The sequence below is a fragment of the Nocardia aegles genome, from assembly GCF_052545135.1.
Genome location: NZ_JBQWRI010000013.1, coordinates 63,092 through 88,611 on the forward strand (window position 1 = coordinate 63,092; position 25,520 = coordinate 88,611).

Here is a 25,520-nt window from a genome sequence, read left to right on the forward strand (position 1 = left end):
CACCGCTGCGGTGTGCGACTTCGGCGAGCATGATCGCCTCGAGTGCCAGGACCGCCCGAATCCAGTCGTGATGTCCCGCCTTCCGCGGTTGTCGCGGCCTTCGTAGGGCCTGAACGCCGAACGGGTCACCGGATTCGCTCCGGTGACCCGTTCGGCGCTTCTGCGTCGGCTCAGCGATTGTCCTCGGCGTTGCCCGCCTTCCAGACCGGCCACGGGATGTTCCAGTCACCCAGGCCGTCCACACCGGACAGGGTGCCGCCCACGGTGTTCTTCACGATCGTGATGTCGCCGCGCTTGGCGTTCTGGAAGACCCACTGCGCATTCGCCGGGCTGAGATTCAGGCAGCCGTGACTGGTGTTGCTGTATCCCTGCGCACCGACCGACCACGGCGCCGAGTGGAAGAAGATGCCGCTGTAGGACAGTCGCGTCGCGAAGTCCACCGGCGTCTTGTACCCATCGGGCGAGTTGACCGCCACGCCGTAGGTCGAGGAGTCCATGATGATCTTCTCGTGCCGGTCGGCCACGATGTAGACGCCGTTGTCGGTGGGCGTGCTGTCCTTGCCCATCGAAGTCGGCATGGTGCGGATCACCTGCCCGTTCAGCTCGACGGTCACCTGCTTGGTGTTGTCGTCGGCGGTGAAGACCATCGCGTCACCGATGGTGAAGAACGAGTGGATGTTGTCCTGACCGTACAGACCCTTGCCGAGATTGCGCCCGTAGACGTTCACATCGACGGTGATCTTCGTCCCCGGAGCCCAGAACCGCTCCGGCCGCCAGCGCACCTCGCGGTTGTTCACCCAGTAGAACGCGCCCTCGACCGGCGGCTCCGTGGTGATCTTGATCGCGTCCTGCGCGGCTTTCCGGTCGGGAATGTTCTCGTCGAACTGCACGGCCACCGGCTGGCCGATACCGACGACCTCCGCCTCACCGGGGACCAGGTAGGGCTTGGTCTGGTTACCGGGCGAACTCGTGGTGAAGCTCAGTGTGGCGGAGTTCGCGCCGCCGAGGCCGATCGCGTCCGCTTTCAATCGGTAGTTCTTGCCGTAGCCGAGCACCTCGGTGGTCTCCCACGACCGCCCGTCGGCGGCGAGCTTGCCCTCCACCGCCTTGCCCTGCGAGCTGACCAAGCTCACGTTGGTGAACTTGCCGTCCTCCACCTTGAACGCCAGCGGGACGCCCGGCGATACGCCGACCTCTCCGTCCTTCACCGGCGACAACAGCTTGGGCTTGATCAATTCCGTGATGGGGTTTCGGTCGATGGCCACCTGAGCCGCGTCCTTGGCATCGGATGCCGAACATCCGGTCATCGCCAGCGCGGCGACCGCGACGACGATCACCGGTCCCGCGAACGTGCGTAGCGACCACCGGGTGGCCGGCTTGCGCTCGTGCCGACCTCGACCAACACTCATTTCAACCCCGTTTCAAAGTCTCGGTGCTCCTGCACACACCGATGGCTTCGGATGCCGACCACCACACCCCGACGTGGGTACGCGGGCGGTCGAAACCACAATCGGACATTCTGCCAGTGCGTCACGTCTGCACCAATGTGAACACCTAGTCCGTCACTGCAGCGTTACCAGCTGTAGATCACCCCGGCGAACCCCGGCGTTACCGGCGGCGGAGGGCGTCACATCCGCGCCGGTCAGGACGCGATTTCACTTCTGTGGCACTGGCCTGTTAAGGTTTGTCCCGCACCGAAACACGGAGCAAGCGCCATTAGCTCAATTGGCAGAGCAGCTGACTCTTAATCAGCGGGTTCGGGGTTCGAGTCCCTGATGGCGCACCTAAAGTAGCAGGTCAGGACCTATTTTATGGTCGGCCTCGTTTCGCTCTACCGGGCCGCACCAAAAGTTCACCCCAAAGCTCCCCAGCTGGCCGTGCCCAGGCTCAGCTCCAGCACAGTCGATGAGTCGGGTATCTGCTCCGGCGAGACGATGTAATGCCGCTCTGTGATGCCCGCACAAGAATGCCCACTGCTCCGCGGCCGTCTTCGAATCCGACGCCTCAGCGATCAGCTAATCGACTCGCTCCACAACCAGGCGCGATACCGTGTCGGTCATTGGGTGTTCCTCCGCCAGGTAGCGACGAATAGCATCCTCGGCTGACCCGAGCTGTACACCGTGGGAGTCCGTTCCGGCGGTAGCCCCTTAGAAGTCCAGGTAGGAGATCGTGTCGGCGTCATCGAGGACTTCCCGGTTCGACAGGGCGCCCGACCGTGAGTGCACGGCAGCGGGTCGGCCGCGACCGAGGAACTTGGTTCTCGCCGGTTCCACCCACAGCCGGATCCCCTCGAACAGCGGTTTCAGCCGTTCCACGAGTGCGCGGCCTGTCGTAGCCGCCTGCCCACTGTCCGCCGACGCTGCCGGCCATACCCGCATACGCGGTCAACACCACGACAAGCGATGCGTGCGTGGTCACCATGTCGGTCGACATCTGACCGAAACGTCACCAGCGAAACGGTATTCACCACCACGGTGAACAATCACCGGCACGGTCGGTGCTGTCACAGCGGCCACACCCCGACGTTCGTCTGGCCCGCAGCGTGGCGAACAGCTCTGGAACCTGAAGGGCCGATCGAGCCGTGGGCAGCCAGGCCGAGGATCGCCGCCAAGCACACCTCCATCGTGTAGTCGCGCGCCGCCTCATAAAACGTCTAACGATGACGTCGGGATCCGCTATGTCCCGACCGCTCGGCACAAAGCTGGCGAGCGTTACCCGTCGTGCTTTTGCAGCACCTGGTGGACTTCTCGCCAGTCGATTCCGGCGGGAGCTTTCGCCAGGATCGTGGCCAACAGTCCCAGCCGTGCGGTGCGGTCGGCGGGGTCGTCGGCCATGACGAGGACGTCGTCGAAGAATGTGGTGAGTGGTTCGATCAGGGTGTGGCCGTGGGGGAGCCATTCGGTCAGCGGCCTGCCGTCGGCGGCGGGCACCGATCCCGTCGTGGTGAGGAGCTGCTGTTCGGCGGGGCCGGTCAATCTGGCAGGGTCGTACGTGGTGGGTGCGGTGGGAGGCAGGATTCGCATGATCCGTTGCAGTCCTTCCGCGAGATCGGCGAATCGGTCGTCGGCGCTGGCTTCGCTGATCTGGTCGATCAGCACGTCGGCCCGGCGGGGGGCCTCGGCGGAAGGACGGACAGCGGCGATGAGTCCCGGACCGACTGCTTCGTCGCGGAGCCGCTGCTCGTAGCGGGTGGTAATGAGTTCCTCGGCGGTGGACAGGACTGTGGGGTCGACGGTGAGGCCCTGGCCGCGGAGTTGGTCGGCAGCGACCGCGAGACCGACGGGGATGGTGATGTCATCGAGTTCGGGGTGGCTACGCAGGATCGCCAGGATTCCGGCTGCCGCGCGGCGCAGCCCGTAGGGGTCGGCGCTGCCGGTGAGTTTGGCGTCGACGGCGAGCATCGCGACCAGCAGGTCGAAGCGGTCAGCCAGTGCGAGCAGCGCACCGGGTGAGGTGGTGGGGAGGTCGTCTCCGGCACTGCGGGGCAGCTCCATTTCCCACAGGGCCGTGGCCACCGGTTCGGGTTCGCCGGCCTTGGTCGCGTATTCGCGGGCCATAGTGCCTGCGAGGGAGGTCATTTCGATCACCATCTGGGTGGCGAGGTCGAATTTCGCGAGGGCGCCTGCGCGGGTCAGAGTGGCCGCGTCAGCGGTGGAGAGGCCGATGCGGGTGCCGAGCCTGGTGGCGGCTGCGGCAATGCGGTCGGCGCGGTCGGCCATGGTGCCGACCTTCTCGTGGAACATCAGCGCCGCGAGCCGGGACCGGAACTTGTCGGGGGCGGTGGTCAGGTCGGCGTTCCAGAAGAACGCGGCATCCTCGAAGCGGGCGCGGAGCACGCTTTCGTTGCCGCTACGGACGACGTCGGGGTCGCAGTGGCCGTTGGCCATTGTCACGAATACCGGCAGCAGGTCACCGGCGCCGGAGCGGACCGGCAGGTAGCGCTGATGCTTGCGCATCACGGTGATGAGGATTTGTTCTGGCAGGTCAAGGTATTTGGGGTCGAAGTGGCCGAGGATGCCGGTCGGGGATTCGATGAGGTTGGTGATCTCATCGATCAGGTCGGCGTCGCCGTCGAGGTCGATTCGGCCATCCTCGGCCTCGGCCAGAGCGGTAGCCGCGGACACGACGCGTGCGCGGCGGTCGACCGGGTCGACGACGATTCCAGCGGCCTCGAGTACTGGGAGATAGTGGTCGGCGGCGGGGATGTCGATTGTCGGTGTGGCGGATTGGCGGTGGCCTCGGGTGCTGCGGCCGGCTGCCAATGTGCCGGCGGTGATCGGGAGGATCTGGTCGCCGAGCAGCGCGGTGAGCCATCGGATCGGGCGGGAGAAACTCAATTCAGGATCGCGCCAGCGCATGTTCTTGTCCGCCCGCAGCGCCATGGTGAGCTGGGACAGGACATCGGTGAGCACCACCGCCGCCGATCGGCCGGCGCGTGTGCTCTCGACCGCGACGTGCTCGGCACCGCCGACTTCGATGCGCCGCAGATCATCGGCCGAGACGCCCTGCGAACGCAGGAAACCAGCGAGCGCCGGAGTGGGGTTTCCGTCGGTGTCGTAGGCGGCGGCGACCTTCGGGCCTCGACGCACATTCACGCTGTCGGGTTCCCGATCGGCGATGCCCTCGACTCGCACACCGATCCGGCGTGGGGTCGCCTGCACGGTGATCTCACCGTAGGGCAGTGCGGTGGCGTCCAGGAGTTCGGTGAGCATGGCTTGCACGCTGGAGATGCTTGCGGTCACGACATGCGGCGGAAGTTCCTCGGTACCGATCTCGAACAGCAGCACCGATCCGGGTACGGACGTGATCGTGGCGGGGTCGACGGGAGGCGTGGCCAGCGGCAGCGGGACGTGTACTCCGCGCGGGTGCCCGGCCTGGTCGCGCAAGTCGGTCCACAGGGCGGCGATCTCGCGGGATTGCTTGCGCATCACCGCGAACCACTTCGCCCGCTCGGCCGTGCTCACCGCACCGCGCGAATCCAGAATGTTGAACGCATGGCTGGACTTCAGGACATGCACGTGCGCGGGCACCGGCAGCCGGGCGGTGATCATCCGGTCGGCTTCTGCCGAGTATGCGGCGAGCAGGCCGCGGGTGGTGTCGATGTCGGCGTCGTCGAGGTAGTACCGCGACATCTCGTATTCGGACTGGCCGAACACTTCGCCGTAGCTGACCCCAGGCGCGTAGGCGATGTCTTTGAAGTGGGTGACGCCCTGGATCGCCATCAGGATCCGCTCGAGGCCGTAGGTGATCTCGACCGGGATCGGGTCGAGGTTCTGTCCGGCGACCTGCTGGAAGTAGGTGAACTGGGTGATCTCCATGCCGTCGAGCCAGACTTCCCAGCCCAGGCCCCAGGCTCCGATCGCCGGCTGCGCCCAGTTGTCCTCCACGAATCGCACATCGTGGGAGTTGAGGTCGATACCGAGCGCGGCCAGCGAACCCAGGTACAGCTCCTGCGGATTACCCGGTTCGGGTTTGAGGATGACCTGGAACTGCGTGTGGGTTTGCAGGCGGTTCGGGTTCTTGCCGTACCGGGAGTCGTCGGGACGGACCGATGGCTCGACGTAGGCGACGTTCCAGGTTTCCGGCCCCAGGACGCTCAGCAGCGTGGCGGGATTCATCGTGCCGGCACCGACCTCGGTGTTGAACGGCTGACCCAGCAGGCAACCTCGCTGCGACCAGTACGCCTGCAGACGAAGGACCGCTTCCTGCATCGATACGGGGGCGGTGAGGTTGTCGGTGTGGGCAGTTGCCGTGGTCATCCGGAAATCCTATCGGTGGCGAGGGCGGGCATTCCGAGCGCTACTCCGGCCGCCGGAGCGAAGAAACTGGGCAGGTGGCAGCCGCCGCGGCAGGCGTCGGCGACGGCGCAACCGGCGCAGGTTGACCTGGTGGCGACCGCTGCGTGCACGGCGTCGGTCAAGGCGGGCCATGCTCCGGCGAGGGGGCCGGTGTGCAGGGAGCCGAAGTAGACGTTGGAGTGCGGGCAGTTCCGCAACCGGCCGTCGTAGGAGACGCTGCCCCACACCATTCCCGACTCGCAGTGCCCGGATATCTGCGACAGCCGCAATCCCAAGGTGGGGTCGTCGGACCGCAACGGGGTGTCGGTGTCGCTGGTGCACACCTTCTGCGCGCAGGGCCACGCGACCGTCATCGCGGGGCATTCGGTGGCAAGGAGTTCGTCGATGCGAGTGATCAGCGGCATGGTGACCGATACCGGGATGCCGTAGCGGTCGTCCTGGCGGCCGGTCGGGACGTAGCGCATGACGCCGAACTCGCGTACGCCGAGCGCGTACACGTCGCGGATGACGTCCAGCGCGCCGTCGATGTTGCCTTTGACCAGTGTCATTTCTGCGACCACGGTGATACCGGCGTCGATCAGCAGCCGCATTGCGTCGATCGCGCGGTCGTATGCGCGGGGATGGCCGGTCAGTTCGTTGTGGGTATTGCGGTCGCCGTGGATCGAGACGAGGACACATCGCACGTTCGCTGCTGCCAGACGCTTCGCCCGTTCGGCGGTGAGGAAGTGGCCGTTGGTAAACACCACCTGGTACAGGCCGCGGCGACCACCGTGCTCGAAGATCTCCATTGCATCGGGGTGCAGCAGTGTCTCCCCGCCGCTGTAGCGGATGACGAAACAGCCACGGTCGGCGCATTCGTCGAGGATCGAGCATGCCAGCCCGGTCGGAATATGCTTTTCCGGCAATCCTTTTACCGCGCGCCGGACATCGGCGTCGCTCATGTCCGGGTCGATCTTCCACACGTTGTAGCAGAATCCGCACGCCCAGTTACACACAGCGGTGAGTTCGATTTCGAGCCGCAAGGGGAAGTCCAGCTTCGAGTCGAACCGCTTGTCGACGCCCAGCAACGACCCGTGGCTGTCGTCCTGGACGGCTGTCGGCGGCGGGGAGGTCAGGGTGGCGACCAGGTCGGCGGCGTCGGCGGCGACGCGTGCGGGCGCAACGTTGTAGCGGTGCGCGATATCGCCGATGACGGTGTCGTCATCGGCGCCGGAGAACATCAGTGACACCAGCGATTCGGCGACCGCGTTACGGAGTCGATGGAAGGTGCCGGTGTGTGGGTCGAACAGCAGGCCGAGGTCGGCACGGAATTTCAGCTGCTGGGTCAGGGCACCCGACAGGGTGGCGGGCATCGCGATACTCCTCGAATCGGGGACGGTCAGGCGGGTGAGAGCCGCGCGAACAACGTGGTGACGTCGTCGGCAACGCGCTCCAGCGGCACCTGGTAGATCCGGGCGAGCGCCTGCGTGATCTGCTCGAGGTCGAGCCCCTGATAGGCCAGCTGTACCGCCTCCACGGCGGTGGTGTTGACCAGTCGTTCGCAGCGGTCGCGTTGCCAGTCGTGCAGCAATTGCTTGCCCGGGTGATAGCGGTAGTGGCGCAGGATCCACTGCGGCGACCCGGTCGGGGCCTCGTCGATGGCCCGATAGATCGCGCGAGCCTGGTCGAGGTGTTCAGCGACCGACGGGCGCTCCAGCAGTCGACGCGCGTAGTCGCGCACGGCAGAGTCGTCGATGCCGATATGCCAGCCGCGGAGCTGCTGGAAGTAGGTCGACACCATCACATCCGCGAGTCCGAAGTCCCCGACGAGGAACGGACCATCCGAACGGCGCAACAACCCGGACACGACGTCGCACAGCCACCGTGCCTGTTCCACTGCTGCGGGCCCAGGAATGCCCGGGGCGGCACGGAGCGAGCGTGCGTAGGACGCGCCCTCGCGCAAGTACGGCAGGTCGTGACTCGCCCAGGCGCATAGAGAGCGGACCAAGGCCCGTTGACGTCGCGTGGCGCCCATGAGGCTGACACCGGATTCCGGTGCGATCTCGTCAAGGTACTCGGCGATCGAGACCACATCCCCGGCGACGGCTCCGGTCTCGGTGTCGGCCAGAATCGGGACCCGAGGCAGCAGCGACATCGCGGAGTCCTCCAGAATGCCGTCGACATCGGCTTCCGCGAGATCGTCGGCGTCGCACGCGCAGCCGATGCCGGCCTCACGTTCGTCGGTGCCGTCGCCGGCAAACAGCACCCCGTCCGGACTTTCCCGGATCGGCCAATCCAGCTCCACGATCCTTTCGGTCACTGGAAGGCTCTTCTCGGCCACCGCGACTCGAGCGCGCATCGACCATCCCGAAAAGTGGAGATCACCCACGTACAAGGTCAGCATTCGACCACCCCATGTTGTTGCCGCCGGTCCCTGGCCGACCAAACCCCGGCCGACCAGGGGTTGTCATCTCAGTCGCACTGGCGGCTGATCATCGTTTTCGTCTCCACCTTGGGGGCTTCGTACTCCCCACGCTCGGCCGTGGTGGTTTGCTCTGACATGACCTTTCCCTTCCGTCGGTCTCCTGGACGGTGGCTGGGGTGCCCGAACCCTGTTGCTTCCGAATAGATTTCGATCAGCCACGATTCGAGTGTCTGTCGATTGCGCTGTATGTGCTATCCCTGCTGCATCCCCAGTTTCTGGACACCCTCGACTGGAGTGGACATTTTCTGGACACAGGTAGTACGGCCGCTCGGGAAACCCGATGTCGCATTCGCCTTCGCTGGACATAAGGTGGACAGATGCTGGCGCCGCCCTCTATCGACCAGGTGAAGGACAGCTTGAGACGAGTGCGCCGCGGACTCGGATTGGCGCGGCCCACAGCACTGCTCACCATCATCGACGAACCCGTGCAGGCATATCTTTGCCGCGACTCCGACATCGAGCCGGGCTCGGCCGAACACATCGAACATCTCGCCGCAATCCTGCGGCAGGCAATCGGTCAGCTCACCGCGAGCGAGCGGGTCTACGCCGAAGTGGATTTCAACGTTCGACCTGACCACGGTTACCCAACGCTCACCGACAGGCAAGAATCCCTTGCCCAGCAGCTCAAATGCGCGGTCAAGACCGTGCGCCGCCGTTCCGACCAAGCACTCGACACACTGGCCTATCTCCTGGTCACACTCCCATCGCCTACCGACGACGCACAGACGCACTCGACCCACCGCGGCCCGAGCCACCACGGCCGGGCCGGTGAACGCGACTCCGCCGATGCTGTGCGCCGATTCTGGGGCTTACGTCCCGGTGGTGGCGTCGACATCGTCTGTTCCGAAATCCCGCCCAGCGAACGTCCCGACTATGCGTCACCACGGGATCGGAACTATCTCCGCTACGCCAAATTCGCCGATCTGGACACATTGATCTTCGTCCGTACCCAACTGGCACAACTTGCTCCGACAACCGTTGTGCGCGACTTCGCGCCCTCGGAATACTTCGACACCCAGGCCGAGGTTCTCGTCGTGATCGGCGGCCCACCGTGGAACGCCAAGTACCGAGAGTTTCTCCCACAGCTGCCCTTCCACTTCGACGCGAATCCGCTCGGTGAGGACGATCCTCTCGTCGTACCGGACCTGGACAATCTCTCGATGGCTCCACGGTGGACACCCGGTGGCGAGCTGATCGAAGACCTCGCAGTGCTCACCCGGCTCACCGTGCAGGGAACTACCGCATTCCTGCTGGGCGGCTGCCTCGCCCTCGGGGTCCTCGGGGCGGCCCGCGCACTACTCGATCCACGACGAGGACCCACCAATGTCGAATACCTCTCCGACCACGTCGGGCAGGATGACTTCGTCGTGGTCACCGAAGCCCGCCGCGTCGGTGGCATCACCGACGTCGCCGACCTCACCGTCGTGGAGCCCCTGTTGCTCATGTCCCGCTCCCACGGCGCGAACTGGGGAGTCGTGATCGACAACACCAAACGCTTCACCTGCCATCACCGCTGCTCCCCCGGGCATACGACATGACCGATCTGGACGACATCACCACCTACATCGTGAACCTGCCACGCCGGAAAGACCGCCGAGCGTGGATCAACGCACGTGTACCTGCTGCCATGTCGGTCACCTACACCTCGGACCTCGACGTGGTCATCGACGGCCGACAACTGGCCACCAGCGACCTCCAAGCGCTCGGAATCAAGCTGTTCGACTGGCAGACCGACTCCGACAACCCGTGGTGGAATCGACCGCTCAAATACGGCGAAATAGGCTGCACTCTCGCTCATCTCGCATGCTGGAACCACGCCGAGGAGCACAGCACAGCCCCGTACATCCTGATCCTCGAAGACGACGCGACACTCACACCGGAATTCGCACCACGCCTTCTCCAGACCCTGAACCTGATCACCGAAGTCGATATCGCATTCGACATGCTGTACCTCGGGCGCGACCCGCTCCGGCCGGACACCCCCACGCCGGTTCCCGGGATCGTCCACCCCGGCTACAGCCACTGCAGCTACGCCTATCTGCTCACTCGCAGTGGCCTGCGTGCCGCACTATCCACCGAACTCACCGACGCCATCGTGCCGGTCGACGAGTTCCTGCCCGCCCTCTACACACCACACCCACGACCCGACCTGCGGGCACGGTTCGCACCGCGACTCACCGCGCTTGCGTTCCCCGCTGGTCACACAACGCCCGAAGGGCGACGCCGGAAGCGACACCGAGGATTCCGACTTCGTTCAGTGGTGATGCGCGGCGTCGATCACCGCATCGGGCGCGGTGCCGTCCAGTGTTCGATCAGCGCCGACAGACGTTTACCGGGCCACTCGCCGATCGGCGTGTGGACATTGACGCCGGTGACTACGTGCTCACTCGGCACGTTCTTGGTCACGACCGCCCCGGCCGCGACGTAGCTGCGAGGCCCGATCCGGACGCCGCCGACCACTCGTGCACCGAACCCGACCACCGAATCCGCCTCGACCACGGGCGGTTCTTCATCCACTCCCCACCAGCCCAGATGCGGACTCGTGTACTCGTGGACCAGCTCGCCCATCACGGTCGCCCGGTCACCGATCACCGTCGCATCGCAAACGAACCCAGCGACGCACGCGTCCGCGCCGATCGTGACGCGATCACAGATGTAGGCGCCGTGGACGACCCGGGTCCGGTTGCCGATCACACACCCATATCCGATCCGTGCCCGGTCTTCTACCACGCAATCGGCACCGAGCAGAGTGCCTTCGTGGACGACAACTTGGTTGAACAGCAGAACCCGGTCTCCGAGCACGACAGGAGCGCCCGCCGAACGCCGCTCACTTCGGGCTTCTCGGATACGCACTTCTTTCGGGTATCCGAGAACGCAGTGCTCGCCGATTGTGACGTCATCACCGAGCCGAATCGGCCCGTACAGGTCCCTGGGAGTCACGAGGCGAGCGCAACCTGGCCGACCAGCCAGTCAACCGTCTCTGAGATCGCCTGATCTTCGCGCTCCCGCGAATCGAAGCCGTGATCCGAGCCCGCGATGGTACGCAGCGTCGTGTTCAGCCGCGACATCGCAACCCGAGCGGAAATCTCGTAGGAGACCGCGGTGTCACGGTCTCCGTGCACGATCAGCGACGGCACGGTGCTGTCGAGGAACCCCGCCAGAGGGTCGTAGTGGGCGAACTCGCAGAACAACACGCGACCGAGTTCGAATTCCCCATCGATGACCAGGACTCCGGTGTCATGCAAGAGCCTGCGCTGCGACGCACCGAAGTTTTCTTCCCCCCAGGCCAACTCCGGCTCCAGGAACGTATGCCGCAGGTCGAGAACCGGATTCCACAGCACCAGCCGATCGAGCCTGTCAGCCAGCCACGGCAGCGACAGCACCGTGGACACGGCTCCGAAACTGGCCGCAACGATCGAAAACCTGCCCGGGAACCGATCCCCGAGAAACCGCACCGCTGCCTCCAGGTCCAGGCACTCTCCGGCAACGGTCACTCCGCGTTGCGTTCCGCCGCTGTTTCCATGCCCCCGGAAGGAGAACCGCACAACGTCGAATCCCACCGCGGTCAGTCGCTCGGCCAAGCGGACGAACATCCCACCGCCCTCGTCCATGTCCACAGTGATTCCGTGCACCAGCAGCACGGCCCCCCGGGCCGGACCGGATACCGTATGGACTGCGGCGTCGAGCCGGACACCGTCCACCGACTCCAACGTGATGTTCTCCACCGGCACTTTTCCTCCGCTCAATGCCCAGGCCCGGACCACAGTGCGTCCATCGTCTCGTGCGACACCGGCCTGCACAATTCGTCCTCCGACGCGAACGCCATGTTCACGATCGTCCTGCGGCCCCGCCGAATCGGGTGCACCCGATGCAACGTCGTACTCGCCCGCATGAGATACACCTGACCCGGACCTGCCTCCAGCCGGTGCACCGCGCGATCACGAAGTACCTGCTCGATACCCGGCCGACGCTTATCCCACACCGTGCCGGGAACACACTCGACGAATCCGCCATCGAGGGGGTTCGGGCATTCCGCCACCCACACCAGCGCGAAACTGTAATCGTCCCAATGCCATCCATGCGTGTCGCCCGGACGAGCCAGCTGGGTGACCACGAACTGTTCCGGCTCATAAGGGCATGAGTACACAGACTGGCCCGCCACAGCAGCCACAACTGCGGTGAGCTCGGGTGACTCATAAGCCTCCCGGATGGCAACCCCATTCGCCGCGATCTGGGCCCGTCTCACGTTCCACATCCGGCGAGGGGTGAAACCTGTCTCGGCGAAGGCCAGGTCCCGACGGACACCACACCGCTCCGCCAGACGGATAGCCTCCGCCGCAACCGCGCACCGAACCGACGCGGGTACAAGCCACGACACCAACGCGGCACCGTACCGCTCGAGGTTGTCCTGCGCGGCAGCCATCCGCTGCACATGCCCGACTTCATGCTCCATGGTCATACCCACCAGCCATAGCCGAACGCGCCACGGTCACTTCCACCGCCACGGTCGGTACCTGCGGTAGTGGGCTCGGGATCAGAATCCGTGAGAGGTCCCCCGCCTACCGCAAGCACCGCCGCCAATTCTGCCTGCTGCTCGAAACGGGGATGCCGACCGGTGAGGTCGTCGAACACGAGGACTCGCCATCCGTCGACCGCCAGCGTGAACCACTCTGTCGGTGTCGGGATCCCCGCCGGGAGCTGCGACGTGGTGGCCCCCTCAATCCGGTATCGGTCAGCGAAGCTGTCCCCGGTAGGGATCGCTTGGGTGAACACCCTGCGGCCGTCCGCAAGGCCAGCCGAGACGCCATTCCGCAGCTGAAACCTCCCCGTTGGGTCGATCCCGAACGCACTCCCGCACCCAAGCGACCTGGCTCGTCCCCCGCTGGCGTCCATCGGTCGATCGACCCGGGGACTGTCTGTGATTACCAGACTCTCCGGGCAAAGGTGTGCTCCGCTACACGGGGTCATGGGTGGCCGGTGTGCTGCAGCAACTGATCGGTGGGCGATCGGCTACTGGGGAAGAGAGCGCGGAGACGGCCGAGGGCGATGCGGAGAGCGCGTGAGCGGCTTCTGCTTGCCGATGCCACGCGGCAACCTCCGTCAGTATGACCCTCGCGCTCGACTGGACTGAGGGTGCTCAGTTGACGAAGGCGCCGATCGTGTCGGGCCTTCGCGCCATACTGGCGGTCATGGGGTATGAAGCCGTGCGGGCACATTCGCGCAGGGGACGGGTAGGCGGAAGTTACGTGAGGGGGTCGGTCCGCTTCACCGATCGACGCGCACCGCAGCGGCCGGGGCGCTACCGGTCCCCCTACGTCCACGGCTACCGCAGTGCATCGCCCACCCCGATCTGGTGGGGCCTCGCGGCGCTCTTCGGCATCCCGGCACTCGTGCTCGTCGTGCTGACCCTCACCCACATGGGATCTCCCGACAGGCCGGCCGACACCACCGTGGTGACCTCGACCCTCGCGCCCGCGCAGCCGACTGCCCCACCGAAGTCGTGCTTCCCGTTCAACTGCTGACCGCGAGACGCGCGGGGCTGTTCACGGAAGTGTTTGCCGCGCAATACAACTTGTTCACCGCCCCGCCCCGGATCGGGCCGGTACGCTGGTAGGGCAGGTGGGTGGTCAGGGGGAGGTCGTTGTGCTGTTGCTGGTCAATGAGGATGTGGAGTTTTCTCCGGCGGAGCAGCGGTTCGCCGAGCGGATCCAGTGGAGTCCCGCGCGCAGCCGGGGGTGGCGCTGCTCGATGTCGATGTCGCCCACAGGGAACGCACCGTCAGCTCGACGCGGTGATCTGGACGCAGCAACGCTGCATCGTCATCGAGGTCAAAGGCTTCCGCAGCCGCCAGGCTCCGACGCGCAAGCGGCAACGGTTCGCACCATTTCATGCCTGACGGCTGATCACGGTGCCCGTGGTGATCAGCGGCCGAAGAGCCACGTCCAGCGCGATCGTCGTCTTGCCTGGTGGGCTGTGGATTTCGATGGATTCGATGGTGGTGACGGTTGGCTGGTCAGCGTCTTCGACGGCCACCATGTCACCGATATGGACGGGGTCGCCGGACAGCGTGCCGGTGACGAATACCCATTCGTGCACGACCGGTCAGTAAATCGACTCGCTCCACGATCAGGCGCGATCTCGGGTGACTGCTGATCTTCCTCACCGACGAACGCGGATGATCGTTTTCCCTTTGATCCGCTCGGTCGGGTTGAAGGCGGCGACAGCATCGTCGAGGGTCGCGATTTGGCCGATGTGCGTCCGCAGACGCCCGTCCCGTACCCGGCGGGCGATCTCACCCAGTTGCGCGCGATCGGACACGACAACGAAGTCGACCGCCAGGCCGTCGGCCGGCCGTGCCTCGGGCGGACCGGCGACAGTCACGAGTGTTCCTCCGGCTCGAACCAGACCCGCGGACCGCCTTCCGATGTCACCGCCGAAGACATCGAACACCAGATCGACTCCGCCGACGTCCTCCAGTGAGTCGTTCTGGAGGTCGACGAACTCGTGCGCGCCGAAGTCGAGTGCCGTCTGACGGTGGGCGGCGCGTCCGGTACCGATGACGTAGCCGCCGGCCTCACGTGCGAACTGGGTCGCCATCGAACCGACTGCGCCGGCCGCGCCGTGCACGAGGACGCTGCACCCCGCCCGGAGGTGGCCGTGCTCGAACAGCCCCTGCCACGCGGTCAGGCCCGTCATCGCGACGCTCGCGCCCACCGTGAAGTCGACGTCGCCCGGCAGTGGCGCAAGGTTGCGCGCCTCGACGACGACATACTCCGCCAGTGTGCCGTCGCGAGTCCAGTCCGTAAGGCCGAATACCCGCTGTCCCACCGACAGCCCCGTTGCTCCATAGCTGAGCGCGGTGACTACCCCGGCCACCTCGTGTCCGGGGATCGACGGCGTTCGGTCACGGCCGAGGCGATCGATCCAGGTCGAGGGCCACTCCAGCTCGTTCCCCGTGAATCCCGACGCATGAACTTCAACGACGACATCGCCGTAGTTGGCGCCCTCGAGACCGGCGAGCCTCGCCGCGTCCGGCTCGGGCCGCTCCGCCAGCGTCATCCCCGCTGTTCCCGCAGCCGGGTCCGTCACGACGATCGCTTTCATCTGACTACCCCTCTCAGCATCGGTCCTCGCCTACCCCGTTATGACGTAACGGGGGTCTCCGTTGTCTCCGCGTCCTTACGGACGAACCCGGATGATCGTCTTCCCCTTGATCCGCTCGGTCGGATTGAACGCCGCAACCGCATCATCGAGGGTCGCGACGTTGCCGATGACCGTCCGCAGACGTCCGTCCCGCACCCGCTGGACAACCTCACTCAGTTGCGCGCGATCGGACACGACAACGAAGTCGACCGCCAGGCCGTCCGCGGGACGCGCCTCGGGCGGGCCGGCGATCGTCACCAGCGTTCCTCCGGCCCGAATCAGCCTTGCCGACCGCTTCCCGATGTCACCGCCGATCACGTCGAACACCAGATCGACTCCGCCGACGTCTTCCAGTGAGTCGTTGTCGAGGTCGACGAACTCCTTCGCGCCGAAGTCGAGTGCTGTCCGACGGCCGGCGGCGCGTCCGGTACCGATGACGTAAGCGCCGGCCTCACACGCGAGCTGGGTAGCCATCGATCCGACGCCGCCGGCCGCACCGTGCACAAGCACAGTCTGCCCCGTCTGAAGGCGACCGTGCTCGAACAGTCCCTGCCAGGCGGTCAGACCCGAGATCGGCAGGCTCGCGCCCACCGCGAAGTCGACGTCCCCCGGCAGCGGCGCGAGGTTACGCGCCTCGACGGCCGTGTACTCCGCCAGTGTGCCGTCACGAGTCCAGTCGGTGAGGCCGAACACCCGCTGTCCCACCGACAGCCCCGTCGTTCCATAGCCGAGGGCGCTGACCACACCAGCCAGCTCGTGCCCAGGAATCGACGGCGTCCGGTCCCGGCCGAGACGATCGGTCCAGGTCGAGGGCCACGTCAACTCTCCAGGAGTGAAACCCGAGGCATGAACTTCAACGAGCACATCGTTCACCGCAGCCTCCGGCTCGGGACGCTCGACCAGCGTCATCCCGGCCGTTTCCGCGGCCTGATCCGTCACCACTATCGCCTTCATCCGGCACCTCCCTGTATCCGGTCTTTGCCTGCGTCGCATGTACCGCATTTGGGTGGCCACTCCCGCGTGTGAGGAGTGCCCGCGCATGGGGCCGACTCCTGCCGCGTCGGCGCGGGCGGTGATGATGCGCCCGATGGAGCGGTCGGTGGGGTGGGTGGTGCCGGACATCGGGAGCCGCCGCGGCCCGACCACGCCCTCTCCTTTGCGAGTCGGGTTGGTTACCGCCTGACAGCCACGCCTTCGTCATCGAGCCAGCGCTCAGCGTACGCGGGAAGTTTGCTGGGACGCCCGGATTGACGGGCGACCGAAACGAAACCGAATCAGTGGGCTCGATGTCGTGCACGATAGCGCTGGGCGGCTGGATGACGAGGTGGATCACGCCCGCGGCAATTCGTCGTCGAATGGGGCCAGACCGCCTGAGCGCCGCGACCGGCACTCCCGACCGTGCTCGGCGCACAGGGTGTCGTCCGGAATACACCCGAACCGCACCCGGCTCGAACCGGCAATCATCCGGCACCCATCATCACACAGCCGGTCCCGCACCAGCCGCAGCACGACTACCAGGTGCCGTGTACGAGCGCTGGTGATTCGGGTGTGGTCCGAGTGCGTTTTGGCTGCCGCCCATACTCGGGAGCGCCCCCTGTACCCGCCCGCACTCCGCAGCGCCGACCCCGGCCCGCCACCGGCCCCGTTGCGCCTCGATCACGGCCCGTTCCGCACGCTCGCCGATGCCGAGTACGCGCTCATGGAATGGCGACTGGCACAACCACGTCCGCCTACATTCCCGGCTGGACTACCCGACTCCTGCCGAGTACTACTCGCAACAATCGCCGCGCCGACCGGCGCTGATCTGATACCGACGCCGGTCCCGTGCTCATGACGGCTCACCGAGAGCGTATTCCCCTGTCGGAGAGGACAACCCAGCTCCTATACGTTGACGAAAACCATACACGTGGTAATGGTGCAACTTCGTACCGCCTGGCGTAGTGTCCAGCAGCGCTCTGCATGGAACCAGCCGTATATCGAAGCACTGCACACGAACACGGAGTCCACCTCTTGAGTACGCCACAGTCCCGAATGCCCGCCACGCGCCCCGTCGTCCACGGGTCGCCCGTCGATTCCAACGACCAGCGGGTGCCGATGTACTCGCCGGAATTCGCCGCGGATCCGCACCGCTTCTACCGCGAAATGCGCAGCAAGCACCGGTCTCTGGCACCGGTGGAGCTGGCACCGGGCATACCCGCCACGTTGGTGATCGGGTACAACACCGCGGTGCGGATCCTCAACGACCCCGAGCGCTTTCCCGCCGATCCACGCATGTGGCAGCGGGACATCCCCGCCGACTGCCCTGTCCTGCCGATCCTGCAGTGGCGTCCGATCGCGAGCAGAAACACCGGAGTCGATTTCCTGCGCTATCGCGAGCCCGTCAGCGCGAGCCTGAGCAAGGTAGATCTCTACGCGCTGCACGCCACCGTGGAGGAGATCGCCCTCCCGCTGATCAACTCCTTCTGCCAAGATGGTGCGGCTGATCTGATCAAGCAATACGTATTCCCTCTGACGTTCGCGGTCATCAATGCACTCCTCGGTTGTCCAGCGCAGATCGGACAGCGAGTTGCGGCCGGCGTGGCGGCGATTATCGAGGGCGTCGACGCCGAGAAGGGCAACGCCATGCTCGGCGAGGCGATGCTGGAACTGGTGACCCTCCGACGAAAAGAACCCGACAACGGCATCACATCACTGCTCCTGCAGCATCCGGCCGCACTCGATGACCACGAGATGGTGCATCAAGTGTCGAGCCACTACGGCGCCGGAATCGAATTCCAACTGAACCTGATCGTCAACACCTTGCTGCTGATCCTCAGCGACGACCGATTCGGCGACAGTGTCCTGGGCGGGAATCTATCCACGCGCGACGCTCTGGACGAGCTCTTGTTCAGCGACCCCCCGGTGGCCAACCTCCTGACCACCTACCCGCGGCAGCCTGTCCTCCTCGACGACGTCTGGCTGCCCGCACATCAGCCGGTCGTCATCAGCATGGCCGCCTGCAACAACGACCCTACGATCGGGACGCACGGTCAGACAGGTAATCGCTCGCACCTCGCGTGGGGCGTCGGCCAGCACACCTGCCCCGCGCAATCCCTCGCCTATTTGATCGCTCAGGACGCCATCGATCAACTTCTCGACGCGCTGCCCGAGATTCGATTGGCCGATTCGGCGGCGGCACCGGCCTGGCGGCCCGGCCCTTTCCAGCGGGCTCTGGCGGCTCTGCCGGTTACTTTCCCCCCATCGGCGCCATTGAACCTGTACTGAATCCGATGGCCGCTGGATCTCGACCGAGTTCGGATCGTTGTGTGCCGAACGACAGCGAGACCGTACTCACCCCACTTGGGTGAAAATCGGCGACGAAGTGGAAGAACCGCGATGGACGGGAGGCAGCCGGTGCTGACCGACTCCGAGCTGGTGTGCGTCACGGTAGCCCAGTCGCTGCTATCCGGGCTCCGCTGTCAGCACGAGAGCGGGCCGAGCCGCGCCGGGAGTTGATCGGTAGCGGCTCGGCCTGGCCCGACCTCCGTGACCTCACCGTGACCTGAGCTTTTTCCCAGCTGCATCAGAAGTCTCAATTCGGACAACGGTATGTCCGAGAATGCCCGGAAATCCAGTTGTACGCCCGAAAAAAGTTTGTGACGTACCGCACAAGAGGTTTAACGGCAAACTCCCAGCTTAGATAACGATTCGGCAACCGCATCTCGGGTTTTCCAAGATCGCCAGCGCTTGCCGTTGATGATCCGTTCACCTTCTGTTAACTATGCGTGACCATTCTGCAATCAGGTCACAAAGCGACCTGAAGTTTGGTCCGCCGAGGTGTTCTAGACACCGATTCGGTAACGATCACACGGCAGGCACTGCCCGCCAGTGATCGGCGGAGCGGAATCCGGCAACGGACCCGCGATCCCAGACTTCCGCCCGTCTCTCCGCATCGAGGATGCGGAGTCCCGCGCGACACGCGGCCGAGCCCACCGAGGGCGATCCGGTGCCGTACGCACGAAGCGTCGCGTTCCGGGGACATCAGCGTCCCCCACAACAAAACCACACAACAGCACATGGCCGTTTCGGCGAACGCCCACGAGCGTACGCCGCAGGATCCGTGCTGCCCACCCGCGGCCGGATCGAGTAAGTCCCCGATCAAGGAACCGATTCGCAATGCCTGACAGACGCCTTTCCGCCCTTCGCCGCCCTTCGCTTCGCGAGACCGTCACCGTCGCCGTCGCTGCCGCCGGTGTCGTCGCCGTGGCCGCCTGCTCCGCGGCGTCCGTTGCCGACAACAGCGTCCCGTCTCGCATCGCCATGGTGGCCGAGCAGCAGCCCGAGGCCGCCGCCGCACCGGTCGCCGCACCGGCCGCCGAGGCGATCCCCGCGCCGATGCCCGCCCCGGCTCCCGCGCCCGCCCCCGTTCCCGCTCCTGCTCCTGCGCCCGCCCCCGCGCCGGAGCCGGTCCCGGCCCCGATGCCCGCCCCGGCCCCGCCGGTCTACCCGGACAACCTGGACGGCTGGATCCGTGAGGCGCTCGACATCATGTCGGCCAACGGCATCCCCGGCACCTACAACGGCATCTACCGCAACATCATGCGGGAGTCGACCGGTAACCCCCAGGCCATCAACCTGTGGGACTCCAACGCCGCCATGGGCATCCCGTCCAAGGGCCTGCTCCAGGTGATCGACCCCACCTTCGCCGCCTACCACGTCGCGGGCACGCCGTTCGACATCTGGGACCCGGTCGCCAACATCGTCGCCGCCTGCAACTACGCGGCGCATCGCTACGGCTCGATGGACAACGTCAACAGCGCGTACTGAGCCACCCCCTGAAGCGCAGCCTCCCCATCCGCCGATGGGGAGGCTGCGGCGCTTTCCGGACGGCCCGCGCGCCGTCGGCCGGGCATACTCCGGCTCCGGCCATACGCGGGCGGTCGACCGGACGACTTCAGACTGCGCCCATAATGGTCGACACACCCGCGACCCTGGACAGTGCCGTGACCGACTACACACACAACGACGCGGCGGCCAAAAGCCGCGCCGAGAAGGCGCGACGGCTGGCGAGTTATCTCTGGCACCGTGGCATCACCGGCTCCGAGGTGCTCGCGATGCCCGCGCCGGTACGGCGCAAACTGGCCAGGGCCGCCGAAACGAATCCGCCGAGCACCGACGAGACCTGGACCGCGGTGGCACGGCTACTGAGCGAAAAGGACGACTGGGCCGCCCGTCATCCGCGGCATCCCGCGGCTCGGCGAGAGCACACCGACGAGAAACTGCTCTGGGTGAAGCCGCCGATCACGCCGTGGGCGTGAATTCACGAAAATCGTTGAAGGTCAAGGCTTTCCACGTCTAATACCGAATTCCGTAGAGTGGGAGTCATGCACCCGCCGACCCGGCCGTCGCGATGACTGAGCGCAAGCCGCCGAAGCATACCTTCGAATCGTGGGTCGACAAACAGATCCGCGAGGCGGCCGAGCGCGGCGAATTGGACAACCTGCCCGGCACCGGCAAGCCGATTCCCGGAGTGGGCACGACGCCCGACGAGGACTGGTGGCTGCGCGCATACCTGCGTCGGGAAGGGGTCAGCGGGGACGCGCTGTTGCCCCCGTCGCTGTTGCTGCGACGCGATATCGAGCACCTGCCCGAGACCGTGCGCGACGCGACCAGCGAACGGGAGGTGCGGACCGCGGTAAGCGAACTCAACAAACGCATCGTGGACTGGCTGCGAATGCCGCAAGGACCGTTCGTCCCGATCGCTCCGGTGAACGCGGACGAGATCGTCGAGCAATGGGGGCACGCGCGCTCGGCCGCGCGACCGACGCATGCGCAGCCCGTCCGCGATTCCGCTGTGCCCGCCCGAACACCGGACGGCGGAATCGCGCCGCGTCCACGCCGCCGGTGGTGGCGTCGATGGCGGCGGCACGACACCGAAGCGGGATAGCGTCGGGACCGCACCCGGCGGTCACGCGCCGAGTTCGGTCGCCTGCTCCACCGCGGCGACCACCTTGTCCGCCAGCGCGCGCAGCGCTCGCGCCTCACCCGGCGTCATCAGCTCCACGAAGACGCGGCGGACCAGATCGACATGGTTGGGCGCCGCCCGCTCCAGCGCGACGCGCCCTTCCGGCGTGAGTTGCACGATGATGCCGCGGGCATCTTCCTCGGCAGGCCGCCGCTCGACCAGCCCGCGAGCGTCCATCCTGGCCAGGTGCTTGGACAACCGGCTCTTCTCCCAGCACACCTCGGCGGCCAGCTCCTTGGCGCGCAGACACCCGTTGGGGGCCGCCGACAACGTCACCATCACCTCGTAGTCGGGCAGCGACAGGCCGTCGCCGGCCAGCCCGGCGGTGATCGCCCCGTCCACACGCTGGCGCAGCCGCACGTAGGCCTGCCACGTCGCCTGCTCGTCGTCACTCAACCACCGGACCATGGGAATGAAGTGTAGTCACGGTTGGTTGACATGGACACCAACTCCTGAGGAGGTCCTGATGCCCGCCGTTACCGTTCCCGACATCATGGTCCTGCCACGCCTCCCCCGCCCCGACGCGAGCCTGCGCGAACGGCCGGTCCGGAGCGTGGTCACCGCGCACAAGCAGCGCGAAGGCGCGGGCTTCGAGGTGCGCAGGCCGTTCCCCAGCATGGATCTGCGCACAGCGGATCCCTTCATCCTGCTCGACCAGATGGGCCCGGTCGCCTATGAACCGCACGAGGCGAAGGGCGCGCCCTGGCATCCGCACCGCGGCTTCGAGACGGTCACCTACATGCTCGACGGCACCATGGTGCACCACGACTCGCAGGGCGGCGGCGGCATCATCGGCGAAGGCGACACCCAATGGATGACCGCGGGCTCCGGCATCCTGCACGACGAGGTCCCGCCGGAGGAGATGGTCGCCTCGGGCGGCTGGTTCCACGGCATCCAACTGTGGGTGAACCTGCCGCGTGCGCTGAAATTCGCCACTCCGCGCTACCAGGACCTGCGCGCTCGCGAACTGACCCTGGTGAGTTCGCACGACGGCGGCGCGCTGGTCCGGCTCATCGCGGGGGAGGTCGGCGGATTCACCGGCCCCGGTTCGACCTACACCCCGATCGCCTACGCCCACGCGTCGATCACGCCCGGCGGCATCCTGGAAACGCCATGGCCGCAAGAGTTTACGGCGATGGCGTACGTGCTCTCCGGCAGCGGCACGGTGGGCGCGGAGCGCAGGCCGACGGCCGAGGGGCAGCTCGCGGTCTTCGGTCGCGGAGACTCGATCAGCGTGACAGCCGATGCGCGCCAGGACAATCGGACCGGAGCGCTCGAAGTCCTGCTGCTCGGCGGACAGCCGATCCGGGAACCGATGGTGCAGTACGGGCCGTTCGTGATGAACACCCGCGCGGAGATCATCCAGGCGATGGCGGACTACCAGGCCGGACGCATGGGAAACATCCCCGCGGAACACATCCGCGGCGCCGGGACCACCGCCTGAACGACGGCGCCGGGTGTGATCCCCTAATCCCCTAGTTCCGTCCCCGCGAGGTTGACAAGCGAGCGGCCCGTCACAACAGTGGATGCGGCGTCCGGTCGGGCGCCCATCCACCGCAGCAACCACATAGAGGAATACATGAACGTTCGCCGGCTCTCCGTCAGCGCGGCCGTCGCGGGATTGACCTTTCTCGCGGCTCCCGCCGCCCTAGCCGCCCCTCCGTCCGGATCCGCCGGAACCGGCTCCTCGGCCGTCGACACCGGCTCCGCCGCGACCGGCTCGGCCGGTCTCTCGCAGACCGGTTCGGCCGGTGGCGCCTACGCCACCTGCGACGACGCCCGCAATGCCGGACACGCGCCGCTGTTCCGCGGCGAACCGGGCTACGGCCCGCACCTGGATCCCGACGGCGACGGCTTCGCCTGCCCGACGGTCTGAACCGACCGCGAAACGACGACACCCGGTGGGCAGTGCCACACCGGGTGTCGTCGTTTCTCCAGCTCAGCGGAAGATCTTGAGCAGTACCAGGCCTACGACGACCGCGGCCGCGCCGATCAGGCTGTATTTCACCTTCGGTTCGTTCAGCTTCGCGACCACGATCTGCTTGGTGTCGTCCGCGATCCGATGCGGGTCCGCGCGTACCGCGAGTTCGTCGAGCGTGCTCGCCAGCCGAGTGCGGGCGGCCTCGATCTCCCGCTCGATCCGCTCGGTATCCCTTGCCACGTTCCACCCTCCTGTTGTCGATTGCCGCACCCGGCGCACGAATCACGCCGTACGCTCGGCCGTTCGCGGAGCACCCGGGGCTCGCGGACGAGTCTATCCGCCGCCACGCCGCGCTATCCGGCCACGCGAGGATCACCGGTCCGGACCTTCGGATACCGTGCTGGAGGTGACCACCAACCAACGACTCTCCCCGGGCGACACCGCCCCAGACTTCACGCTCCCCGACGCCGACGGCAAGAACGTCTCGCTGTCGGATTACCGCGGTCGTAAGGTGATCGTGTACTTCTACCCCGCCGCGAGCACACCCGGCTGCACCAAGCAAGCCTGCGACTTCCGTGACAATCTGGCCGACCTGGACGGCGCGGGCATCGACGTCGTGGGCATCTCACCGGACAAGCCCGCCAAGCTGGCCAAGTTCCGCGACGCGGAGCGGCTGACCTTCCCGCTGCTGTCGGATCCCGATCGCACCGTGCTCACCGCGTGGGGCGCGTACGGGGAGAAGACCATGTACGGCAAGACGGTCGTCGGCGTCATCCGCTCGACCTTCCTGGTGGACGAAGCGGGCAAAATCGCCGTCGCGCAGTACAACGTCCGCGCCACCGGCCACGTCGCCAAGTTGCGCCGCGACCTGTCGGTGTAGCGCGCGGGCAACGAAAAGCCCGGCGCCGCAGGGGCGCCGGGCCGAGGTCGGGGTGGTTCAGGCCCGCAATACCTGCTGGGCCGCCCACTGCGCCATCAAACGAAGGTGCTCGTCCCACCAGTGCGCGGCTTCCGGGGTGAACACGGCGGGCGGTGGAGCCTCACCGGGGAACAGCAGCGCGGCGTCGGGCGCGCCCACCGGGCGATCGGCCGGGATCCCGGTCCCCGGCACGAGCGGCGCCGGAACGTCGGCCTCCGGTCCGATCGTCTCGTCGGCATCCACCAGCGGCAACGGACGATGCCGCGGGACATGCCCCGAACGCTGCTCGGGAAGCCAGACCCCGTACGTGCCGGCATCGGCGCCCGGCCCGCCGAACGACTCGTCCGTCCCGGTGTCAACGGGTTGGCTCGGCGGAGCCGGATGCACCGCACCGGCGCCCTCGATCCGGGCGTCCGCCACGACGGTCGGCACCGGCTGCTCGGAACTGCGCAGCAGGTAGCTCCCGCCGACGACCATTCCGCTGGCCAGCACACCGGCTGCGGCGAACACCGCGACCCCGCCGCGCGCCCGAGTCGACTCGCTCACCGGCCCCGTATAACAGTCCCGCTCCAGCCGCGCGCTCAGCGCCGCGCCCGCAGCGGAGGCGAAAGCGCCTACGGTGCAAGGGATCACCGGCGCCCCGAATTTCTCGATCGCCGTCAGCACCGCGGATCCGGCGCCCGCCGAGCCGATCAGCGCCACCGCGTCCGGCCGCGCGTCGGCCGCGTCCAGCTGATCCCACGCCGCCGTGACACCCATGCCCAGCGACCGCGGCGTTGCCCGGCCCACCTGCCCCACGGCGGCGAGCACCCGGCGGCGACCCCGGTCGACCAGGGTGAACGCGTGGTAGCCGGGCACCACCTCGCACACCAGCAGGTTGTCATAGGCGTCGAGCCACGTCATCATGCTCGCCACGCTCAGATGGGCCGATTTCACCGAGACCATCGAGGCGCTGTGCCATGGGCCTGCCGCCAACCGCGTGACGATGGCGCGCCGCTCGGCGGCGTCCCGGTAGGCGACCGCCACGCCACCGACTTCCCGCTCCGAACCCAGCCCCGCGGCCAGGGCGTCCAGCGCGGTCTCGACCGCCGCGGCCACGTCCGCCTTACTGTCACCGTCCGGTCGCTCGACCCGGCGCAGCAGCACCCGATCGGCCAGCTTCCTGCCGTCGGCGAGCGCTACCGCGTGCACGGCACCGCGTTCGGTCGAAACGCCGAGAGTCACCACAGATTCAGCTACCACTGATCACGCCTTCCCTCTGTGCCTTGACC

At 66.6% G+C, this 25,520-nt stretch carries 24 protein-coding genes, 1 tRNA gene and 1 pseudogene; 12 read left to right on the forward strand and 14 right to left on the reverse strand.

The window, feature by feature from the left end; all coding sequences use genetic code 11:
• Positions 1–170 precede the first annotated feature (170 nt).
• Positions 171–1,409 carry a L,D-transpeptidase gene (locus tag ACT89H_RS26620; RefSeq protein WP_445111407.1) on the reverse strand — a complete coding sequence of 413 codons (1,239 nt, stop codon included), beginning with the start codon at positions 1,407–1,409 and terminating at the stop codon, positions 171–173.
• Positions 1,410–1,710: 301 nt separating this feature from the next.
• Between ACT89H_RS26620 and ACT89H_RS26625 the strand changes: the two genes are divergently transcribed.
• Positions 1,711–1,783, forward strand: a tRNA-Lys gene (locus ACT89H_RS26625).
• A gap of 364 nt (positions 1,784–2,147) precedes the next feature.
• Here the strand turns inward: ACT89H_RS26625 and ACT89H_RS26630 are convergent.
• From ACT89H_RS26630 to ACT89H_RS26645, 4 genes are all read right to left on the reverse strand, one after another.
• Entirely contained in the window at positions 2,148–2,315 is a 168-nt protein-coding gene (locus ACT89H_RS26630; protein ID WP_445111408.1) for a hypothetical protein, read from the reverse strand.
• Positions 2,316–2,711: 396 nt separating this feature from the next.
• On the reverse strand, positions 2,712–5,759 hold the full coding sequence (locus tag ACT89H_RS26635; protein ID WP_445111409.1) for a glycine--tRNA ligase: 3,048 nt from the start codon (positions 5,757–5,759) through the stop codon (positions 2,712–2,714).
• The gene (locus ACT89H_RS26640; RefSeq protein ID WP_445111410.1) at positions 5,756–7,150 is read right to left on the reverse strand and encodes a radical SAM protein; all 1,395 of its coding nucleotides are present in this window, start codon (positions 7,148–7,150) and stop codon (positions 5,756–5,758) included. The genes ACT89H_RS26635 and ACT89H_RS26640 overlap by 4 nt, the downstream gene beginning before the upstream one ends.
• Positions 7,151–7,176: 26 nt before the next feature.
• Entirely contained in the window at positions 7,177–8,181 is a 1,005-nt protein-coding gene (locus ACT89H_RS26645) for a hypothetical protein (RefSeq protein WP_445111411.1), read from the reverse strand.
• 398 nt (positions 8,182–8,579) lie between these two features.
• On the opposite strand from ACT89H_RS26645, the gene ACT89H_RS26650 reads away from it, so the two are divergent.
• Both ACT89H_RS26650 and ACT89H_RS26655 read left to right on the forward strand, forming a co-directional pair.
• Positions 8,580–9,800, forward strand: a complete 1,221-nt coding sequence (locus tag ACT89H_RS26650; protein WP_445111412.1) for a hypothetical protein — start codon at positions 8,580–8,582, stop codon at positions 9,798–9,800.
• Positions 9,797–10,690, forward strand: coding sequence for a glycosyltransferase family 25 protein (locus ACT89H_RS26655; protein WP_445111413.1), 894 nt, complete (start codon positions 9,797–9,799; stop codon positions 10,688–10,690). The genes ACT89H_RS26650 and ACT89H_RS26655 overlap by 4 nt, the downstream gene beginning before the upstream one ends.
• Positions 10,691–10,701: 11 nt before the next feature.
• Here ACT89H_RS26655 and ACT89H_RS26660 read toward each other — a convergent pair.
• Positions 10,702–10,830: pseudogene (locus ACT89H_RS26660) on the reverse strand (acetyl/acyl transferase); the annotation flags it as partial.
• Here ACT89H_RS26660 and ACT89H_RS26665 point away from each other — a divergent pair.
• Positions 10,813–11,256 carry a hypothetical protein gene (locus ACT89H_RS26665; RefSeq protein WP_445111493.1) on the forward strand — a complete coding sequence of 148 codons (444 nt, stop codon included), beginning with the start codon at positions 10,813–10,815 and terminating at the stop codon, positions 11,254–11,256. The pseudogene ACT89H_RS26660 and the gene ACT89H_RS26665 sit on opposite strands and share 18 nt — an antisense overlap.
• On the opposite strand, the gene ACT89H_RS26670 is transcribed toward ACT89H_RS26665, so the two are convergent.
• Both ACT89H_RS26670 and ACT89H_RS26675 read right to left on the reverse strand, forming a co-directional pair.
• A complete protein-coding gene (locus tag ACT89H_RS26670) occupies positions 11,199–11,987 on the reverse strand; it encodes an alpha/beta hydrolase (RefSeq protein WP_445111414.1) in 789 nt (262 codons plus the stop codon). The two genes, ACT89H_RS26665 and ACT89H_RS26670, sit on opposite strands and share 58 nt — an antisense overlap.
• Positions 11,988–12,004: 17 nt before the next feature.
• A complete protein-coding gene (locus tag ACT89H_RS26675) occupies positions 12,005–12,721 on the reverse strand; it encodes a HalD/BesD family halogenase (RefSeq protein ID WP_445111415.1) in 717 nt (238 codons plus the stop codon).
• A gap of 787 nt (positions 12,722–13,508) precedes the next feature.
• Here ACT89H_RS26675 and ACT89H_RS26680 point away from each other — a divergent pair.
• On the forward strand, positions 13,509–13,784 hold the full coding sequence (locus ACT89H_RS26680; RefSeq protein ID WP_445111416.1) for a hypothetical protein: 276 nt from the start codon (positions 13,509–13,511) through the stop codon (positions 13,782–13,784).
• Between the two features lie 364 nt (positions 13,785–14,148).
• On the opposite strand, the gene ACT89H_RS26685 is transcribed toward ACT89H_RS26680, so the two are convergent.
• The 3 genes from ACT89H_RS26685 to ACT89H_RS26695 form a co-directional block, all read right to left on the reverse strand.
• On the reverse strand, positions 14,149–14,358 hold the full coding sequence (locus tag ACT89H_RS26685) for a hypothetical protein (protein ID WP_445111417.1): 210 nt from the start codon (positions 14,356–14,358) through the stop codon (positions 14,149–14,151).
• A 63-nt stretch (positions 14,359–14,421) separates the two neighbouring features.
• A complete protein-coding gene (locus tag ACT89H_RS26690) occupies positions 14,422–15,366 on the reverse strand; it encodes an NADP-dependent oxidoreductase (RefSeq protein ID WP_445111418.1) in 945 nt (314 codons plus the stop codon).
• A gap of 75 nt (positions 15,367–15,441) precedes the next feature.
• Positions 15,442–16,359, reverse strand: coding sequence for an NADP-dependent oxidoreductase (locus ACT89H_RS26695; protein WP_445111419.1), 918 nt, complete (start codon positions 16,357–16,359; stop codon positions 15,442–15,444).
• A gap of 1,077 nt (positions 16,360–17,436) precedes the next feature.
• Here ACT89H_RS26695 and ACT89H_RS26700 point away from each other — a divergent pair.
• From ACT89H_RS26700 to ACT89H_RS26715, 4 genes are all read left to right on the forward strand, one after another.
• Positions 17,437–18,669, forward strand: coding sequence for a cytochrome P450 family protein (locus tag ACT89H_RS26700; protein ID WP_445111489.1), 1,233 nt, complete (start codon positions 17,437–17,439; stop codon positions 18,667–18,669).
• Between the two features lie 891 nt (positions 18,670–19,560).
• On the forward strand, positions 19,561–20,211 hold the full coding sequence (locus ACT89H_RS26705; RefSeq protein WP_445111420.1) for a transglycosylase SLT domain-containing protein: 651 nt from the start codon (positions 19,561–19,563) through the stop codon (positions 20,209–20,211).
• A gap of 143 nt (positions 20,212–20,354) precedes the next feature.
• Positions 20,355–20,702, forward strand: a complete 348-nt coding sequence (locus ACT89H_RS26710) for a hypothetical protein (RefSeq protein WP_445111421.1) — start codon at positions 20,355–20,357, stop codon at positions 20,700–20,702.
• A 92-nt stretch (positions 20,703–20,794) separates the two neighbouring features.
• On the forward strand, positions 20,795–21,331 hold the full coding sequence (locus ACT89H_RS26715; protein ID WP_445111422.1) for a DnaJ family domain-containing protein: 537 nt from the start codon (positions 20,795–20,797) through the stop codon (positions 21,329–21,331).
• A 21-nt stretch (positions 21,332–21,352) separates the two neighbouring features.
• Here the strand turns inward: ACT89H_RS26715 and ACT89H_RS26720 are convergent, their stop codons facing one another.
• Positions 21,353–21,817: a MarR family winged helix-turn-helix transcriptional regulator gene (locus ACT89H_RS26720; RefSeq protein ID WP_445111423.1), complete on the reverse strand. Its 465-nt coding sequence runs from the start codon at positions 21,815–21,817 to the stop codon at positions 21,353–21,355.
• Between the two features lie 58 nt (positions 21,818–21,875).
• Between ACT89H_RS26720 and ACT89H_RS26725 the strand changes: the two genes are divergently transcribed.
• Both ACT89H_RS26725 and ACT89H_RS26730 read left to right on the forward strand, forming a co-directional pair.
• Positions 21,876–22,853 carry a pirin family protein gene (locus ACT89H_RS26725; RefSeq protein WP_445111424.1) on the forward strand — a complete coding sequence of 326 codons (978 nt, stop codon included), beginning with the start codon at positions 21,876–21,878 and terminating at the stop codon, positions 22,851–22,853.
• Between the two features lie 135 nt (positions 22,854–22,988).
• Positions 22,989–23,285: an excalibur calcium-binding domain-containing protein gene (locus ACT89H_RS26730; protein WP_445111425.1), complete on the forward strand. Its 297-nt coding sequence runs from the start codon at positions 22,989–22,991 to the stop codon at positions 23,283–23,285.
• Positions 23,286–23,348: 63 nt separating this feature from the next.
• On the opposite strand, the gene ACT89H_RS26735 is transcribed toward ACT89H_RS26730, so the two are convergent.
• Positions 23,349–23,570: a DUF3618 domain-containing protein gene (locus tag ACT89H_RS26735; RefSeq protein WP_445111426.1), complete on the reverse strand. Its 222-nt coding sequence runs from the start codon at positions 23,568–23,570 to the stop codon at positions 23,349–23,351.
• 166 nt (positions 23,571–23,736) lie between these two features.
• Between ACT89H_RS26735 and bcp the strand changes: the two genes are divergently transcribed.
• Entirely contained in the window at positions 23,737–24,210 is a 474-nt protein-coding gene (gene bcp, locus ACT89H_RS26740) for a thioredoxin-dependent thiol peroxidase (protein ID WP_445111427.1), read from the forward strand.
• Between the two features lie 57 nt (positions 24,211–24,267).
• Here the strand turns inward: bcp and ACT89H_RS26745 are convergent, their stop codons facing one another.
• The gene (locus ACT89H_RS26745; RefSeq protein ID WP_445111428.1) at positions 24,268–25,491 is read right to left on the reverse strand and encodes a DUF7159 family protein; all 1,224 of its coding nucleotides are present in this window, start codon (positions 25,489–25,491) and stop codon (positions 24,268–24,270) included.
• Between the last annotated feature and the right edge of the window lie 29 nt (positions 25,492–25,520).

Excerpts from the sequence above, each read along its gene's own strand:
- ACT89H_RS26710 (WP_445111421.1), top strand. The coding sequence starts at position 20,355 with ATGGTCGACACACCCGCGACCCTGGACAGTGCCGTGACCGACTACACA.
- ACT89H_RS26705 (WP_445111420.1), top strand. The coding sequence starts at position 19,561 with ATGCCTGACAGACGCCTTTCCGCCCTTCGCCGCCCTTCGCTTCGCGAG.
- ACT89H_RS26635 (WP_445111409.1), bottom strand. The coding sequence starts at position 5,759 with ATGACCACGGCAACTGCCCACACCGACAACCTCACCGCCCCCGTATCG.
- ACT89H_RS26715 (WP_445111422.1), top strand. The coding sequence starts at position 20,795 with ATGACTGAGCGCAAGCCGCCGAAGCATACCTTCGAATCGTGGGTCGAC.
- ACT89H_RS26700 (WP_445111489.1), top strand. The coding sequence starts at position 17,437 with ATGCCCGCCACGCGCCCCGTCGTCCACGGGTCGCCCGTCGATTCCAAC.
- ACT89H_RS26695 (WP_445111419.1), bottom strand. The coding sequence starts at position 16,359 with ATGAAGGCGATAGTGGTGACGGATCAGGCCGCGGAAACGGCCGGGATG.
- ACT89H_RS26655 (WP_445111413.1), top strand. The coding sequence starts at position 9,797 with ATGACCGATCTGGACGACATCACCACCTACATCGTGAACCTGCCACGC.
- ACT89H_RS26640 (WP_445111410.1), bottom strand. The coding sequence starts at position 7,150 with ATGCCCGCCACCCTGTCGGGTGCCCTGACCCAGCAGCTGAAATTCCGT.
- ACT89H_RS26720 (WP_445111423.1), bottom strand. The coding sequence starts at position 21,817 with ATGGTCCGGTGGTTGAGTGACGACGAGCAGGCGACGTGGCAGGCCTAC.
- ACT89H_RS26675 (WP_445111415.1), bottom strand. The coding sequence starts at position 12,721 with ATGACCATGGAGCATGAAGTCGGGCATGTGCAGCGGATGGCTGCCGCG.
- ACT89H_RS26725 (WP_445111424.1), top strand. The coding sequence starts at position 21,876 with ATGCCCGCCGTTACCGTTCCCGACATCATGGTCCTGCCACGCCTCCCC.
- ACT89H_RS26620 (WP_445111407.1), bottom strand. The coding sequence starts at position 1,409 with ATGAGTGTTGGTCGAGGTCGGCACGAGCGCAAGCCGGCCACCCGGTGG.
- ACT89H_RS26650 (WP_445111412.1), top strand. The coding sequence starts at position 8,580 with ATGCTGGCGCCGCCCTCTATCGACCAGGTGAAGGACAGCTTGAGACGA.
- ACT89H_RS26730 (WP_445111425.1), top strand. The coding sequence starts at position 22,989 with ATGAACGTTCGCCGGCTCTCCGTCAGCGCGGCCGTCGCGGGATTGACC.
- ACT89H_RS26690 (WP_445111418.1), bottom strand. The coding sequence starts at position 15,366 with ATGAAAGCGATCGTCGTGACGGACCCGGCTGCGGGAACAGCGGGGATG.
- ACT89H_RS26645 (WP_445111411.1), bottom strand. The coding sequence starts at position 8,181 with ATGCTGACCTTGTACGTGGGTGATCTCCACTTTTCGGGATGGTCGATG.